Below are 15,785 nucleotides of genomic sequence, written 5' to 3' on the forward strand. Positions count from 1 at the left end.
ACAGTGACGGAAGGATGACATGATCATGAAAAACGGAATCGTATATTTTGTGGGCGCCGGACCTGGAGATCCAGGGCTCATCACCATAAAAGGAAAACAGGCGCTGGAGGAAGCGGATGTCATTTTGTATGACCGGCTCGCAAACCCAAAGCTGCTCGAATACGCATCACCAGACTGCCAGTTCATTTATTGCGGAAAACTGCCGGACCGCCATTTTATGAAACAAGCAGAGATCAATGCCCTGCTGATTGAAAAAGCGTCGGAGGGATTAACTGTTGTCCGTTTGAAGGGCGGAGATCCCAGCGTGTTTGGCAGAGTCGGCGAGGAAGCAGACGCTCTCCACCAGCATGGCATCCGCTATGAAATGGTGCCGGGCATCACCTCGGGAATCGCAGCGCCGCTTTATGCGGGAATCCCCGTCACGCATCGGGATTTCGCTTCGTCTTTCGCCATGATTACCGCACATGATAAATCCTTAAAAGGAACGCCGAACCTTGACTGGGAAGGGCTTGCCCGAAGCGTTCAAACGCTTGTGTTTTACATGGGGGTCAAAAACCTTCCATTTATTTGCCAGCAGCTCATCACGTACGGAAAATCTCCTTCTGTCCCTGTCATCGTGATTCAATGGGGAACGTGGGGCCGCCAGCGGAGCGTAAAAGGAACGCTGCAGGATATCCATCAAAAAATACAGGAACAGCAAATCACAAATCCCGCCATTATCGTCATCGGTGATATTGTAAACGTTCAAACACACAGCTGGTTTGAAAGCAAACCATTCATCGGGCAGCATATGATGATAGTCACTCATGGCGAAGATGAGCATACGCTGGCAGACAAGCTGCGCGATTATGGTGCCGATGTCATCGAATGGCCGAAATGGCGGACTGAAAAAATGCCTGCCAACGAGGATATGCTAGGACAGATCAGCACCTTTGAGGATATTTTCTTCACATCACGCCGTGCGGTTTGCGAATTTTTTGAAGCGCTCGCGTCCAAACGAATCGACATTCGCCAGCTGACCGCACGCCTGAGTGCAGCGTCAGAAGCAGGAAAGGCAGAGCTTATAAAACGCGGCTTCATCATATCCGAGCACCATCACAATTCACCTAAAAAGCTGATTGTCGGCAGCCGTCATTCTGTAGAAGAAATGCAGAAATCAGAGTCCTGTTTGTGCTATATCACCCATGAAAACGTCATAGATGAGCGATTCACCAGCATGACCGAACGGACGATCAATGAGTCTCCTCTGCACATGATCATTTGCCCCGGCAAGCAGTCCGCTCAGCATTTGATCAGCGCAGGAGAAGAAATCGGCATTTCACCAGAACCGTCAGCAAGCCGCCCCCCTGTCATCTGTATAGGCGATGGCGCGCCCGCCGCTGCATATGGGTTTACTGCCGTACAAGACCAAGAGCAATTATTTGCGTTTATACAAAATGAGCAAGTGGAGAAAAAACTCCTCCACAGCTGATGATACAGCCCTTTTCCAAAGGGCTTTCTTATTTATGAACCAATTTTTTGTGGTGGGTGGAATACATCGCCATATTTTCCGCCTGAGGGTCCAGATAAGATTTCGCACTGTTGACGGCAGTCGGGCCTTCCGTAAAGCCGCCGGCAATCAATCTGAGCTTGCTTTCATAATAAGCCGCGTCCCCCGCAACAAACACGCCCGGAAGATTCGTCCGCATATGTCTGTCAGCTTTAATCCGGCCTTCTTCAATCTCGAGACCCCACTCCTTCATCGGGCCGAGATCAATTTTGAACCCATGATTAATAATGAGCTCATCAAGCTCGATTTCCTCGGTATGTCCAGACTCAGCATGAAGAACGGTGACGCTTTCGATGCGTTCTTCAGTGCCGCTGAGATGTTCCAGCCGATAAGGAGTAAGCACCCGCACAGATGACTGCTTCATTTTCGTCACGCTGCTTTCCAGTCCGCCGAATTCCTCCCTGCGGTGCACGACAGTAACAGACGCCGCAATCGGTTCCAGCTCATTAGCCCAATCGACCGCAGTATCTCCCCCGCCGGAAATCACCACTCTTTTGCCTTTAAACGCCTCAAGCCTCTCCACTTTATAATGAAGGTTTTTTCCTGCATATCGGCTCGCATCCTGGCTGTCAAACTCATTGACCTCCAGCGTGCCCATGCCGACAGCCAAAATAACGGTTCTTGTATAGTGCTTCTCCCCCTTAGAGCTAGTCAGCACCATGGTTCCGTCATCCAGACGCTCAAATCCGGTCACTCGCTGATTCAGCACAATATCAGGGTCAAACGTCGCCGCCTGCTCCTTCAGCTGTTCGATCAGCTGCTTTCCCGCAATTCCCGGTATCCCGCCGATATCGCGAATGATTTTCTCAGGAAAGAATAAAGACACCTTGCCCCCGAGCCGCGGCAAAAACTCGATCACTTTCGTTTTCAGCTCCCGCATGCCGCAGTAAAAAGCCGTAAACAGCCCGATCGGCCCCCCGCCTATAATCGTGACGTCATACACCTCTTGATTTTCAGCCATCCGTCCTGCCTCCCGTTCCAATCTATCATTAACGTTATATCATTTAATTGAGAATGAATATCAATAAAAAGTATATCATATTTTCCGTGCCTTTGTTTATTCATTTCTTCTCCTTGTGGTAAATTGTTGAAAACCCTATAATAGGCAGAAAACAAATGGGAGAAACAGATGAAAAGACGAGTCGAAACGATCACTTTCGAAGGACAGACACTAGAATATTCTGTGACAGGCAAGGGAGCCCCCATTCTTGTCATGCATGGCGGGCATTCAAATTGTTACGAGGAATTCGGCTACACGTCGCTGGTCGAGCACGGGTACTCCATCATCACGCCTTCAAGGCCCGGCTACGGACGAACGTCAAAAGAGATTGGAAAAAGTCTTGCCGACGCCTGCCGTTTCTATGTGAAGCTATTAGATCATTTACAAATCGACAGCGTCCATGTGATTGCCATCTCAGCAGGCGGCCCAAGCGGCATATGCTTTGCCTCACATTATCCAGAAAGGACAAACACTCTGACCCTGCAATCCGCGGTCACCAAAGGATGGCTCACCCCTCAAGACACAGAATACAAAGTTGGGAGAATCCTCTTCCGCCCGCCGGTGGAAAAGTGGATATGGAAGCTGACTTCTTCTCTGAATAACGCCTTCCCGCGTTTGGTGTTTCGCGCCATGAGTCCGCAATTCAGCACGCTTTCGTTTCAGCGAATCAAGTCCATGATGGATGAAAAAGACATAGACGCATTTCGAAAAATGAACAGCCGGCAGCGCTCAGGTGAAGGATTTCTGCTCGACTTGCCACAAACCGCCGCTGTCTCTTCAAAAGAGCTGCAGGCCATCACATGCCCCGTACTGATTATGCAAAGCGTTTACGATGGATTTGTCGACTTGTCACATGCACATCATGCAAAAGAACACATTCCTAACGCCGCCCTCTGTTTGCTTCACTCATGGGGGCACCTGATTTGGCTCGGAAAAGAAGCTGCAGAAACAGACAGTATCCTACTCGGCTTTTTGGAATCCTAATCAAAGTGAAACGATCCTTTCCCCTCCTCCGTCAAACAAGCAGTGCCTTTTTTCTGGTAACATAAGAGGCAGCTTAACATGAGCGGAGGTTTTATTGTGACAGCACAATCATCTTTTCTTCAGCTGAATTCTATTTTTATCAGCATTTTAATAGAAGCCATTCCGTTTATTCTGATTGGCGTCATACTTTCCGGAATCATTCAAATGTTTGTTTCTGAAGAAATGATTGCGAGGATCATGCCGAAAAACCGCTTTCTCGCCGTTTTATTCGGTGCGCTGGCCGGCGTTTTGTTTCCCGCCTGCGAATGCGGCATCATCCCGATTACGAGGCGGCTTCTGTTAAAGGGAGTTCCTCTGCATGCGGGCGTTGCTTTCATGCTGACCGCGCCTATCATTAATCCTATCGTTTTATTTTCTACTTATATTGCGTTCGGGAATAGATGGAGCGTGGTCTTTTACAGAGGCGGACTGGCTCTCGCCGTTTCGCTGATCATCGGGGTCATCTTATCCTATCAATTTAAGGATAACCAGCTGTTAAAGCCCGATGAACCCGGGCATCGCCATCATCATCACCACACCCTGCTTCAAAAGCTGGGAGGGACCTTGCGTCACGCCATTGATGAATTTTTCTCCGTGGGGAAATATTTAATCATCGGCGCCTTTATCGCAGCCGCGATGCAGACGTACGTCAAAACATCCACTCTGCTTGCGATCGGACAGAATGATGTATCTTCTTCCCTCGTGATGATGGGGCTTGCGTTTGTCTTGTCGCTTTGTTCAGAAGTGGATGCCTTTATTGCGTCTTCCTTCAGCAGCACATTTTCTTTAGGCTCGCTCATCGCCTTTCTCGTCTTTGGCGCGATGGTGGATATTAAGAATCTATTGATGATGCTTGCGGCCTTCAAAAAACGGTTTGTTTTCCTGCTGATGACGTACATTGTCGTGATTGTCTTAGCGGGATCACTACTGGTAAAGGGGTGATTGGATGTTTCGTCTATTGGTGCTGATGGGATTTACGTTTTTCTTTTATCATCTGCATACCTCAGGAAATCTAACAAAATATATCAATATGAAATATGCCTATCTTTCCTTTATTGCGATCTTCCTGCTGGCCATTTTGACAGCTGTTCAAGCATATTTGTTTATCAAATCGCCTGAAAAAGGCGGGCATCATTCTGACGATGATTGCGGCTGCGGCCATGATCATGACCATGAACAAAACAAACCATTTTATCAGCGGTATTTGATTTATCTTGTTTTTCTATTTCCTTTGGTGTCAGGCATCTTTTTTCCGATTGCGACGCTTGACTCATCCATCGTCAAAACAAAAGGGTTCTCGTTTAAGGCGATGGAGAGCGGAGATCACTACTCCCAAACACAGTATTTGCGGCCTGATGCCAGCCTGTATTACGCGCAAGACAGCTATGACAAACAAATGAAACAGCTGTTTAATAAGTATTCCAGCAAAAAAGAGATTGCTCTGACCGATGATGATTTCTTAAAAGGAATGGAAACCATTTATAACTATCCGGGTGAATTTCTCGGACGGACGATTGAGTTTCATGGATTTGCGTATAAAGGAAACGCGATTAACAAAAACCAGCTCTTCGTATTGAGGTTTGGCATTATTCACTGTATCGCTGATTCCGGCGTTTACGGGATGCTTGTGGAATTTCCGAAGGACATGGATATTAAGGATGATGAATGGATTCATATCAAAGGCACTTTGTCCTCAGAATACTATCAGCCATTCAAATCCACCCTCCCTGTCGTGAAAGTGACGGACTGGAACACCATTAAAAAACCTGATGATCCGTATGTTTACAGAGGATTTTAATTGAAGACGAAACCAGTACAAGTACTGGTTTCTTTTTTATTTCTTTTTCATTAGCATCAAATCAAGATAGAGCTGGCATCGCGTTCTGAAATCGCTTAAATCGATGGATGTCATCTCAAGAATCTGCTTGATGCGGTAATTTAATGTGTTTTGGTGAATAAACAGCTGTTCTGCGGCTGGTTTTGTTTTGCAATTGTTGAGGAGATAGATTTCCAGCGTCTTCAGCAGCTCGGTGCTGCTTTCTTGGTCTTTCGCTTTTAGTAAAGCCAAATCCTTATTCTCGTATTCCAAAAAGTCATTTTTCTGTTCAATGCTTTCTAAATAACGATAAATACCGAGCTTCTCATATTCATATGGAATGTTTTCCTGGTTGCCGGTTATTTCTGCGGCTTTAATGACTTCCAATGCTTCTGTATAGCTTTTGCCAAGTTTTAAGATGTGGTCATATTCGTTTCCGATACCGATATAAATAGGGGTAGGAATTTTTTGAAAGTGAAAATGTGTTAACAGCTTGTTAATGAATTCAGCAGCTGCTGAGGAGGCGGAGCTTTTTTGGGAAAAACTCGCTACGACGATGACAATATTTGATTCGATCGTTAAGACATGACTGACTTTATCCCGCAAATTCAGGTACGACCTGATATTTTCCTTTAAATCTTCCACCGCTTCCCCATCCCCATTCGCGGCGTGCAGGATGACAACTGAAAACACAGAAGGCAGCACAGTGTTGATTCTCTCAGCTTCGCGCCTGAGCTCCTTTTCAGAAATAAATTGCTGATAGATCGCCCGTTTGATGAGGTCCTCAGCTCTTTCTTCCTTTTCCTGTTTCAGCTTGTTCGCTTTATAAATAATTTTTCCGACATGGAAGGAGGTCTCGTACAAAAAGTCGAGCTCTTCGTCTGTCAAATCACGATCCAGTTCCTGAATCCAGATGTAGCCCATGACTTCCCCTTTATGCTTCGCACTCACGACTACTCTCTGATTTAACCCAATGCTTTCAATTTTATTGACGCGAAAAGGCTCAGGTTCTGTTTTCAGCTTTTCAATGATCCCGTCCTTCAAAAACCTCTCAAAAATCTGGACCGGACATTTTTTTGAAAAAATAGTCTGCTGGTTCGCAGAATCAAAATGGTTAATATAGTAAGAATTGTAGGCTAACAAAAAGAAATCCGCGCTTTCCAGTATCACTGGTTTTTGCAGTTCATAGCTGATAAAGTCAATCAGCTTATCAACATCTGAAAATGAAAAAACTCTCTCTAAAAGCTCTTCCATACCTTTTTTCTCCTATACTTTTTTTACTTTAATCATATCCATACGGGGTCTTTTTGTATAGAAAAAAATACGTTTGTTTCCAAAAGAAAACACAGCGGTCTTAAAAGGAGAAAAGAGGAAAAAGGGATATCCCCTTCCTCCTCCTTTCGATCTTTATTGTGACATCGTATCTTGGTAGTCTTTAAACTGGTCTGTAACATCTTGTGACGGAGCCTGCGTCAATACGCTGACGAAAAAGACCGACAACAGACTCGCAGCAAAACCAGGTATCATTTCATACAGAAAGCCCGAAAGACCGGCATTCGCCCAAATGATTACAGTCGCTGCCCCTACAATCATGCCGGCGAGTGCCCCCCATTTGGTCATTCGTTTCCAAAATAAACTGAGCAGTACAACCGGTCCGAATGATGCACCGAAGCCCGCCCACGCGTAGCTGACCAATCCAAGGATGGTATTGTTTTTCTCCCATGCCAGAACTAACGCGACAATTGAAACAGCCAGCACAGCCAGACGCCCTAAAAACACCAGTTCTTTATCAGAAGCTGAGCGCCGGAACATCGACTTATACAAATCTTCTACCAAAGAGCTTGATGTGACAAGCAGCTGGGAAGAAATCGTACTCATGATGGCCGCTAAAATCGCAGAAATCAGAAAACCTGTGATAATTGGGTGGAATAAAATGTTTCCTAATTGAATAAAAATCGTCTCCGGGTCCTTCAATGTCATGCCCCGCTGATGGTAATAAGCGATTCCGCCCAAACCTGTCAGCACTGCGCCGACCGCCGAAAGAATCATCCATCCCATTCCGATTCTGCGCGCTCTTTTTATCTCTTTGACAGACGTAATCGCCATAAAGCGCACAATGATATGCGGCTGGCCGAAGTAGCCCAAGCCCCAGGCAAACAATGAAATGATGCCAAGAACACTGGTTCCTTTAAAAATATTAAACATATCAGGGTCCACAGAGCGGATCTCAGCAGTTGTATCACCTATTCCCCCGGTGTGGGAAAACGTAACGATAGGAACGAGAATAAGTGCTGCAAACATAATGATCCCCTGAACAAAATCTGTCCAGCTGACAGCCAGAAAGCCCCCAAACAGGGTGTACGCGACAACAACACCAGTCACAACCCACAAGCCGGTGTGATAATTCATCCCCAGGATGCTGTTGAATAAGACGCCGCCGGACACCATTCCGGAAGATACATAAAATGTGAAAAAGACTAAAATGACAATTCCTGAAAACAGCCTGAGGAGCTTTGTTTGATCTCCGAAACGATTTTCAAGGAATCCGGGAATCGTAATCGAATTCCCCGCTTTTTCTGTATATGTTCTCAGCCGCGGCGCGACGTAGAGCCAGTTTGCCCATGCTCCAAGGCAAAGTCCGAACACAATCCAAACCCCGCTCAGACCTGTTGAAAACATGGCGCCCGGGAGCCCCATCAGCAGCCAGCCGCTCATATCGGCAGCGCCCGCACTGAGAGCGGTTACAGCAGGACCTAACGAACGTCCTCCCAGCATGTAATCCGTCAGATTCGACGTCCGCTTGTAAGCAAAGTAGCCGATCAGCAGCATCCCCGCCATATAAATACAAATCGAGATAATCAGCTGTGTGTTTTCTATGGCACTTCCTCCTCTTTTTTATAGTATATGGATGAAATGGACATCCCCGCAGGGAGGATGCCCATTTAGTCCCGCTTTAGAACATTTCACTGATTGTTTTTGCCTGCATGTGCAGTGCCAAATAATCCGGCCCGCCTGCTTTTGAATCCGTTCCGGACATTTTGAAGCCGCCAAACGGATGGTAGCCGACGATAGCACCTGTACAGTTGCGGTTGAAGTACAGGTTTCCGACATGGAATTCCTGTTTCGCACGCTCGATGTGCTTGCGGTTGTTTGTGATCACCGCTCCCGTTAAACCGTATTCAGTATTGTTTGCCACTTCTAAAGCTTCATCAAAGTTTGACACTTTAGAAAATGCAACGACAGGTCCGAAAATTTCTTCCTGCATGAGTCTTGCTTTCGGATCAAGGTCAGCGAAGATCGTCGGTTTGATGAAGAATCCTTTTGAATCATCACCAGTGCCGCCGCTTACTAATCGGCCTTCCTCTTTCCCGATCTCAATATAACTCATAATTTTATCATAAGAACCCTGGTCAATGACAGGTCCCATGTAAACATCTGCGCTGTCAGGGCTTGCCGTTACTTTAGACTCTGTGATTTCAATAACGCGCTCTAATACTTGATCATACACTTTTTCATGGACAACAGCACGTGAACCCGCAGAACATTTTTGGCCCGCAAAGCCGAATGCAGATGTAAAGATGGATTGAGCCGCCAATTCAATGTCCGCATCCTCATCGACTACAACTGTATCCTTACCGCCCATTTCAGCAATAACACGCTTTAAGTGCTGCTGGCCTGGCTGAACTTTTGCCGCGCGTTCGAAGATTCTCGTACCGACTTCTCTTGATCCCGTAAACGTGATAAGGCTTGTTTTTGGATGATCAACAAGGTAGTCACCGACTTCCGCTCCGCTTCCAGGAACAAAGTTGACAACGCCTTTTGGCAGACCGGATTCTTCAAGCACCTCAACGAATTTCGCAGCAATGACAGGCGTTGCGCTCGCAGGTTTAAGAACAACTGTGTTACCGGTAACGATCGGTGCTACTGTTGTTCCCGCCATAATCGCGAACAAGAAGTTCCAAGGCGGAATAACGACTGTTACGCCAGTCGGCGTGTATACATATTGGTTTTTCTCGCCTTCACGGCTGTTGACCGGTTTGCCTTTTGCCAGTTCAATCATTTGGCGTGCATAATATTCCATGAAGTCAATCGCTTCAGCAGTATCGGCATCTGCCTCGTTCCAAGGCTTCCCTGCTTCTTTTACGAGCAAAGCGGAGAATTCATGCTTTCTGTTGCGGACTTTGGCAGCCGCGCGGAACAGGACAGCCGCTCTTTCTTCCGGAGACGTGTATCTCCACTCTTCAAAGGCTTGAGCCGCAGCTTCAATGGCTTGCTCAGCGTGCTCTTGAGAAGCTTTTGAGACTCTGCCGACTACCTCTTCTTTATTAGCCGGGTTAATGGAAACGATCTTCGCTTCTGTTTCCACTCTTTCACCGTTGATGACAAGCGGGTAGTCTTTTCCTAAATATTCGTTTACTGTCGCAAGCGCTTTTTTAAACGCTTCTACGTTGTTTTGGTCTTGGAAATTTGTGAATGGTTCATGTTTGTAAGGTGTTGTCATTGTAATCTCTCCTTTTTTACTTCTTTGTCATTCCTTTGAAAGCAAATGCAATGTTTGACGGACGTTCTGCCAGGCGTCTCATAAAGTAGCCGTACCAATCCTCTCCGTAAGGCAGGTAGACTCTCATGTTATAACCTTCTTTTACGAGGCTGAGCTGGGTTTGCGATCGCATGCCGTACAGCATCTGGAATTCAAACATGTCAGTGGAAATGCCGTTTTCCCTGGCAAGCTGCTTTGTATAATCGATCATTTTATCGTCATGTGTCGCAATCGCTGTGTAGTGACCATGTAAGAGCTGCTTTCGGATGATTTTTTTGTAGTTCTCATCGACATCGCTTTTTTCCGGAAAAGCCACTTTTTCTGATTCCTTATATGCTCCTTTTACAAGACGAAGGAACGGTTTCAAAGAATCCAAATCGTCAATATCGTTTTCCGTCCGGTACAGATAGGCCTGTAACACCGTGCTTACATACTCGTATTTCCTTCTGAAATCCTTGAAAATATCAAGCGTTTTCTGGCATCTGACCTCGTCTTCCATGTCTATGGTGACCATGACTTTATGCTTCTCGGCCGTCTGGACGATTTTCGTCATATTTTCATACACCAGATCCATATCTATATCGAGACCTAAAGACGTCATCTTTAAAGAAACGTGTGAGTTCAGCTGCTGATCCGCAATGGTCTCAATGGTTTGGATGCATTCTTCCGTGCGTTCCCTTGCGACCTCGGCGCTGTTCACAAACTCGCCTAAATGATCGACAGTAACTGACAAGCCTTGGCTGTTAAGCTGTCGAATGGTCGGGATTGAACTGTTAAAATCATTCCCGCCGATAATTTTACCCGCTGCCACCCGGCTTCCCCAGTTTCTCGCCATCTTATTGAGAAAGCCGCTTTTGGATAAAAATAAGAAAAAATCTCTTGTGATCACTTCCAACCTCAACACCCCGCAATCTAAGAAGTATTTGTATGAGTTTATTGTAAATGGACAAAACCGACGTTCACAATATTCTCAAAATACAAAGATTCTGATTATTTTTGTGGGTTTCTCACAATCAGATAGTTAGAAAGTCGGGGGACTTCCTGTCGAAAAATGGAGAGAGGAAGCGACACTAACCATCAGCTTCCTCCGTCATTCCACACTTCTTCAACAGTATTCAAAAGCAGACGATTCAACTCAGGCGTGATATCTTTTTTGATGATTTTCAGCGTTTTCGCCGCTTCCATAATCCTTTCAATTTCCGTTTCAATGAATTGGTGAATCACATGAATTCTTGCTTCAAGATCCAGTTCTTCACCTTTTCTTTTGCGCTCAAGCAAGGTTTCCATCTCTGTTCTCAGTTCGGGTTCCGTAATCAGTTCATTCATCAAGACAGTAAAATCCATCGGCGGAATGGTTCCGTGCTTTTCAATCCACTTGCACGCCAGTATCGGCCGCAGCACGTAAAAATACTTTTTGATTTTCACCTCTTGCCCTTGCAGGTAATCCTTGACGTTTCTTTTTGCCATATTGATATAGTGATACACACTGGCTTCAGGCTTAAACGCTGTGCTTCGCAGCTTTCTCAGCTGCTCTGCAGTCGTAAAAGCTTCGTAATACACAATGTCTGAGGACAGCCACTCAAGCAGCGGAGGGTTTGATTTTTTGAAAAGACGCAGCGTTTTTCTCAGTTCCCAGCCGCTGATATCCAGCAAATCGTGGATCGGCTCTTCAATGACATCCCGCTCCTGCTCAATTGAAAAATACCACTCCTTTTTCGGCACATAAATAAAGCGGACATCATAATCGCTGTCTTGCGACGGGAATCCCCAAGCACGGCTCCCTGATTCAACGGCATACACGATTTTAACGCTGTATTCCTGCTCAATTCGTTTTAGTTCATCAATGATTCTTTGTTTCATATCTATTCGTCTCCCGTCTTTTCTCATTCCGGCTGTTTGCAGAAAAAAACCGCCCGATGATGCGGCGGCTCTTCACGTCTGTCAGCCTTTAAGATGCTGCTTAAAGAAGGCAAGCTTTTCCGTTTGAAAGGCAGGGATATACTCATGCCCAAAGTAGCGGTACACCTTCAGCTCTTTTTCTGTCTCCAGATGGTTATAGGCCGCAAACACAGTAGAAGGCGGCGTAACCTTATCAATCAGCCCGATCGACATCAGTACAGGCACCTTCACCCTGTCAGCCAAATTCATAATATCGAAATACGTTAGTGTATTCATGGCCCGCTCTTCTGTTTCCGGGCTGCCATTTCTTCTGAAGAAGGAATTAATTTCAAGGTACGGCTGTTCAAGCGCCACATCAATGGCCCGATCGAAATTACTTAAATAAGGATAATCAGCAACAGCGGCTTTCGGAATATCTGACAGAGCCGCTGCGGCAATCGTCAAGCCTCCGCCCTGGCTTCCGCCCGTCACGCCGATTCTCGTTTCGTCGATTTCATCAAAGCTGCTGATGACTTCAAGCGCGCGGACGGCGTCCAAATAAACTCCCCTGTAGTAGTATGTATCTTTATCAAGAATTCCTTTCGTCATCCAGCCCAGTGCGTGTCCGTGCGGAGAAACACTGGTGTCCTCGCTGCCCTGCTGGCCGCGGACAAGCATGCCAAACGCAGCGTATCCGTGCAGCGCCCAATTGACCATTTCATGAATTTCTCCGTCATAGCTTGCATTGTAGCCGTGATATTTCACGATCGCCGGATGCGGGCCTTCTTTGTCAGGCACCGCATACCATCCGGCAATGCTGGCATTTCCAACACTTTTATATGTGAGGCGGTATACCTTCACCCCATCAGCAGGATAATCAACCGGCTGTAAGTCAGGAACTGCTGGAACTTTGGCAAGCTCATTCAAAGAGGATTTCCAAAACGCAGAAAAATCTTTTTGGGCAGTTTTGTCAGGCTTATACGTTTGCAATTGGTCGAGCGGCATATCGAATAGTTGCATTTCCGATTATCCTCCTTTGTTTAATAAGATTTAGTTTATTCTATACTATCACGTTTTGAATCTATTTTCTAAATTTTTTAACATCTGTTTTGTGATTCAATCCCTCGATGTGAATTCGTTCTAACACCATACTTACTCTTCTTGGTCAAACGTTTGTTTAACCGATTCCCGGCTCAGTTCCATAAAGGCCTGAGCGGTCAGACTGACATAGCGGTTCTTTAAAAATACAAAAACCAGAGTGCGTGAAGGCGCGGATTGAAGAGATAAATAGATGACACCCGGGTCTTTGTCTCTTTTGACCATATTTGGCGCAAGTGTTACCCCCAAACCGTTTGCCACAAGGGATTGCGCGGTTTCGATGTGGCTCGTTTTAAACGCCGCGTGCGGCTTAAAGCCGCTTTCCGCTACAAAAAACACCTCCAAGCCTTATTTCGGATAACAACGATCCGTTTTCAAACATGAAGGTGTTTTTTATTTGTTTCATCTTATGGGATCAGTCCCTCCCGCACGGCTTTTACATTGGCTGATAAAGATCCCAACCGATTTTTAACGTCTCCACAATATAATCTGCAATCTCTTCAGGAGCAAGGTTGTCTGTTTCCACTTTTGAATTGTGCTTGTCATAGATGACTTTTCTCTCGTTAAACAGCTGCTCCATTTCATCCATTGACCGGTTATGCAGCACCGGGCGGCTTTCGATCAGCAAATCCGCGCGCTGCTTCCAGTTCTCCCAGGACAGATCGAGGTGAAGCACCAGACAATGTTCGAGACAGCACTTTCTGATTTCCTCTTGCTTAAAAGAGCCTCCGCCAAGTGAGACAATTTTAAATCTTGTATGGTGGCATAGATTCAGGATATATTCTTTTTCTGTTTTCCGGAAAAAGTCCTCACCTTTTTTTTCAAACATCTCAGGGATCGACATGTTGAAATCCTTTTCGATTTCTTGGTCAATATCGATAAAATCTCTATATAATTTCTTAGCGACCAATTGGCCGATTGTCGTTTTTCCTACACCCATGAATCCAATCAGGACGATATTTCTTTCTCTTACTGGGATGGCTCGTTTAGCGTTCATCTTCGGCGAAATCCTCCTAAGGAATGAAAGTTTATCTTCATTATATGCTGATTTTGCGAATATTTATATAGGTACCGGCTCGGGCAACCTCTATTTCATCGTCATCCGTTCAAGCTTTCAAACTAACAGAACCGCTCCGTTATACGAGTTTGCCGCTCCGCAATCAAGATGTTATTAGCCGTGATGCAGCATAAAAGATGTAACATGACGAAACGTCGTTTTTGAGCAGTCGGCTCCTTTTCTTTTTTGCGTTCAATCACCTTCTTGTCCGGATGACATTCATTGTACAACATTTTCAGAAACAATTTAATACTTCGACGCAAAAAAGCATTAAATGGTTAAACGCCCTTCCTCTCTCTGCGTTTATCCGTTTTTCATCAGGGAAAAAGATGACGGGAGGGATGCGAGATGAAAATAAGCTTTTGTACAACCGGATGTAAAAAGCAAAATGTAATGGACGTCATTTCCTTTGCGAAGGAGCAGTCCTTTGACGGGATTGATTTGTGGTACGGCCACATCGAACAGTATGAACAGGACTTCGGGCCGCTGGACAGCCTTTATACCCTGCTGCAGCAGCATAAACTGAAGGTGCCCGCGGTCAGCTTATACACCGATTTTGTGACACAAGGAGAAGAAGAAACAAAAGAAGCAGTGAGAAAAGGGCTTCGGGCGGCGAGACAGCTACACAGCCCGCTTATTCGCGTATTTGCCGGCAATCAGGCGTCAAACAGAACGTCACCGGAAAAATGGCTGCGTGCGGTTGAACAATTCCAGCAGGCTGCGCAAATGGCAGACGACTATGAGGTGAATATCGGTCTGGAAATTCACTATGATACGTATGCCGATACACCTGAAGCTGCTTTAAGATTTTTGAAGGATGTCGGCCATCCGAGACTCCGAACGATTTTTGACGGGTCAAATCTGCACGTGAACCGAATTGACCAGCTGCCCGCTTTAGAAAAAACCTTTCATACGATCAGCCATATCCATTTGAAAAACTACCGCTGGAACTTTGGTAACTGGTATCTGAGCGAGCCAACTCCGCTTTTTCAAGGAGATCTCGATCAAAAAGCATTTTTAAAAGAGCTGATGAACAGACAATATGATGGTTTTGTTTCTCTTGAGTATTTTGGAGAACATGCCTTTACGCATATTAAGGAATCGTTCCGCGAATATACGTCTGTTTTTTCCCGCTGACTCTTCGATCGAAGGGTCTTTTTTTGTATCATAAACAAAAAGGGGGATATCATGATGATCATTTGGATAAATGGGGCTTTCGGTTCCGGAAAGACACAAACAGCGTTTGAACTGCACAGAAGGCTGAAACCGTCTTACGTATATGATCCTGAAAAGATGGGGTTTGCGATGCGTTCGATGATACCGCCGGATATCGCTAAAGATGACTTTCAAAGCTACCCTCTGTGGCGGGAATTCAATTACAGCATGCTTTCCTATTTGTCAGATACATATCAGGGCATCATCATTGTGCCCATGACCATTACGAACGATCAATACTTCCATGACATTATCAGCAGGCTGAGACAGGACGGCCGGATCATTCACCACTTTACCCTGCTGGCTTCAAAGGAAACATTGCTGAAACGCCTGCGCACCAGAGCGGAAGGAAAAAACTCCTGGGCCGCAAAACAAATCGACCGCTGCATCAACAGCCTGTCTGATAGCCTCTTCACAGAACATCTCCATACAGACCAAATGTCTATCCAGCAGGTCACAGAAACGATCGCTGCCCAAGCAAATCTGCCGCTTGAGCCTGATTCGAGAGGCAGCCTGCGAAGATTCACCGACAGATTGATGGTGAAGCTGAATCATATCCGCATCAAATAAAAGACGTTTTGAAACCATGTCCCTGATACATGCAAATGG

General features: G+C 45.8%; 14 protein-coding genes and 1 pseudogene. 6 read left to right on the forward strand and 9 right to left on the reverse strand.

Features of this window, described 5'->3' with window-relative positions; genetic code table 11:
* Positions 1-19 precede the first annotated feature (19 nt).
* Positions 20-1,471 carry a uroporphyrinogen-III C-methyltransferase gene (gene cobA / locus M1D69_RS19320; RefSeq protein WP_458105149.1) on the forward strand — a complete coding sequence of 484 codons (1,452 nt, stop codon included), beginning with the start codon at positions 20-22 and terminating at the stop codon, positions 1,469-1,471.
* 28 nt (positions 1,472-1,499) lie between these two features.
* Here the strand turns inward: cobA and M1D69_RS19325 are convergent, their stop codons facing one another.
* Positions 1,500-2,510, reverse strand: a complete 1,011-nt coding sequence (locus M1D69_RS19325; RefSeq protein ID WP_458105148.1) for an NAD(P)/FAD-dependent oxidoreductase — start codon at positions 2,508-2,510, stop codon at positions 1,500-1,502.
* Between the two features lie 168 nt (positions 2,511-2,678).
* On the opposite strand from M1D69_RS19325, the gene M1D69_RS19330 reads away from it, so the two are divergent.
* The 3 genes from M1D69_RS19330 to M1D69_RS19340 all read left to right on the forward strand — a co-directional run bounded on the left by M1D69_RS19330 (position 2,679) and on the right by M1D69_RS19340 (position 5,370).
* Positions 2,679-3,533: an alpha/beta fold hydrolase gene (locus M1D69_RS19330; protein ID WP_458105147.1), complete on the forward strand. Its 855-nt coding sequence runs from the start codon at positions 2,679-2,681 to the stop codon at positions 3,531-3,533.
* Between the two features lie 96 nt (positions 3,534-3,629).
* The gene (locus tag M1D69_RS19335; RefSeq protein ID WP_458106112.1) at positions 3,630-4,514 is read left to right on the forward strand and encodes a permease; all 885 of its coding nucleotides are present in this window, start codon (positions 3,630-3,632) and stop codon (positions 4,512-4,514) included.
* A 4-nt stretch (positions 4,515-4,518) separates the two neighbouring features.
* Entirely contained in the window at positions 4,519-5,370 is an 852-nt protein-coding gene (locus M1D69_RS19340; RefSeq protein ID WP_458105146.1) for a TIGR03943 family putative permease subunit, read from the forward strand.
* A gap of 36 nt (positions 5,371-5,406) precedes the next feature.
* Here the strand turns inward: M1D69_RS19340 and putR are convergent, their stop codons facing one another.
* The 8 genes and pseudogenes from putR to M1D69_RS19380 all read right to left on the reverse strand — a co-directional run bounded on the left by putR (position 5,407) and on the right by M1D69_RS19380 (position 13,901).
* Positions 5,407-6,642, reverse strand: a complete 1,236-nt coding sequence (putR, locus tag M1D69_RS19345) for a proline utilization transcriptional regulator PutR (protein ID WP_010332961.1) — start codon at positions 6,640-6,642, stop codon at positions 5,407-5,409.
* A gap of 153 nt (positions 6,643-6,795) precedes the next feature.
* The gene (gene putP, locus M1D69_RS19350; RefSeq protein ID WP_458106111.1) at positions 6,796-8,217 is read right to left on the reverse strand and encodes a sodium/proline symporter PutP; all 1,422 of its coding nucleotides are present in this window, start codon (positions 8,215-8,217) and stop codon (positions 6,796-6,798) included.
* Between the two features lie 124 nt (positions 8,218-8,341).
* Positions 8,342-9,889, reverse strand: a complete 1,548-nt coding sequence (gene pruA / locus M1D69_RS19355) for an L-glutamate gamma-semialdehyde dehydrogenase (protein WP_458105144.1) — start codon at positions 9,887-9,889, stop codon at positions 8,342-8,344.
* A gap of 16 nt (positions 9,890-9,905) precedes the next feature.
* Entirely contained in the window at positions 9,906-10,817 is a 912-nt protein-coding gene (gene putB, locus M1D69_RS19360; protein WP_458106110.1) for a proline dehydrogenase PutB, read from the reverse strand.
* Between the two features lie 188 nt (positions 10,818-11,005).
* The gene (locus M1D69_RS19365; protein ID WP_458105143.1) at positions 11,006-11,788 is read right to left on the reverse strand and encodes a nucleotidyltransferase domain-containing protein; all 783 of its coding nucleotides are present in this window, start codon (positions 11,786-11,788) and stop codon (positions 11,006-11,008) included.
* A gap of 81 nt (positions 11,789-11,869) precedes the next feature.
* Positions 11,870-12,826, reverse strand: a complete 957-nt coding sequence (gene cah, locus M1D69_RS19370; RefSeq protein ID WP_458105142.1) for a cephalosporin C deacetylase — start codon at positions 12,824-12,826, stop codon at positions 11,870-11,872.
* 132 nt (positions 12,827-12,958) lie between these two features.
* Positions 12,959-13,231: pseudogene (locus M1D69_RS19375) on the reverse strand (LysR family transcriptional regulator substrate-binding protein); the annotation flags it as partial.
* Between the two features lie 109 nt (positions 13,232-13,340).
* Positions 13,341-13,901: a shikimate kinase gene (locus tag M1D69_RS19380; protein ID WP_024120152.1), complete on the reverse strand. Its 561-nt coding sequence runs from the start codon at positions 13,899-13,901 to the stop codon at positions 13,341-13,343.
* A gap of 408 nt (positions 13,902-14,309) precedes the next feature.
* Between M1D69_RS19380 and M1D69_RS19385 the strand changes: the two genes are divergently transcribed.
* Both M1D69_RS19385 and tmrB read left to right on the forward strand, forming a co-directional pair.
* Positions 14,310-15,098: a sugar phosphate isomerase/epimerase family protein gene (locus tag M1D69_RS19385; RefSeq protein ID WP_458105141.1), complete on the forward strand. Its 789-nt coding sequence runs from the start codon at positions 14,310-14,312 to the stop codon at positions 15,096-15,098.
* A gap of 54 nt (positions 15,099-15,152) precedes the next feature.
* Entirely contained in the window at positions 15,153-15,746 is a 594-nt protein-coding gene (tmrB, locus tag M1D69_RS19390) for a tunicamycin resistance ATP-binding TmrB (RefSeq protein ID WP_458106109.1), read from the forward strand.
* Positions 15,747-15,785 lie beyond the last annotated feature (39 nt).

The organism is Bacillus sp. PK3-037, assembly GCF_054161355.1.

Excerpts from the sequence above, each read along its gene's own strand:
- cah (WP_458105142.1), bottom strand. The coding sequence starts at position 12,826 with ATGCAACTATTCGATATGCCGCTCGACCAATTGCAAACGTATAAGCCT.
- M1D69_RS19385 (WP_458105141.1), top strand. The coding sequence starts at position 14,310 with ATGAAAATAAGCTTTTGTACAACCGGATGTAAAAAGCAAAATGTAATG.
- M1D69_RS19365 (WP_458105143.1), bottom strand. The coding sequence starts at position 11,788 with ATGAAACAAAGAATCATTGATGAACTAAAACGAATTGAGCAGGAATAC.
- tmrB (WP_458106109.1), top strand. The coding sequence starts at position 15,153 with ATGATCATTTGGATAAATGGGGCTTTCGGTTCCGGAAAGACACAAACA.
- pruA (WP_458105144.1), bottom strand. The coding sequence starts at position 9,889 with ATGACAACACCTTACAAACATGAACCATTCACAAATTTCCAAGACCAA.
- M1D69_RS19380 (WP_024120152.1), bottom strand. The coding sequence starts at position 13,901 with ATGAACGCTAAACGAGCCATCCCAGTAAGAGAAAGAAATATCGTCCTG.
- M1D69_RS19330 (WP_458105147.1), top strand. The coding sequence starts at position 2,679 with ATGAAAAGACGAGTCGAAACGATCACTTTCGAAGGACAGACACTAGAA.
- cobA (WP_458105149.1), top strand. The coding sequence starts at position 20 with ATGATCATGAAAAACGGAATCGTATATTTTGTGGGCGCCGGACCTGGA.
- M1D69_RS19325 (WP_458105148.1), bottom strand. The coding sequence starts at position 2,510 with ATGGCTGAAAATCAAGAGGTGTATGACGTCACGATTATAGGCGGGGGG.
- putR (WP_010332961.1), bottom strand. The coding sequence starts at position 6,642 with ATGGAAGAGCTTTTAGAGAGAGTTTTTTCATTTTCAGATGTTGATAAG.
- putP (WP_458106111.1), bottom strand. The coding sequence starts at position 8,217 with ATGCTGCTGATCGGCTACTTTGCTTACAAGCGGACGTCGAATCTGACG.
- M1D69_RS19340 (WP_458105146.1), top strand. The coding sequence starts at position 4,519 with ATGTTTCGTCTATTGGTGCTGATGGGATTTACGTTTTTCTTTTATCAT.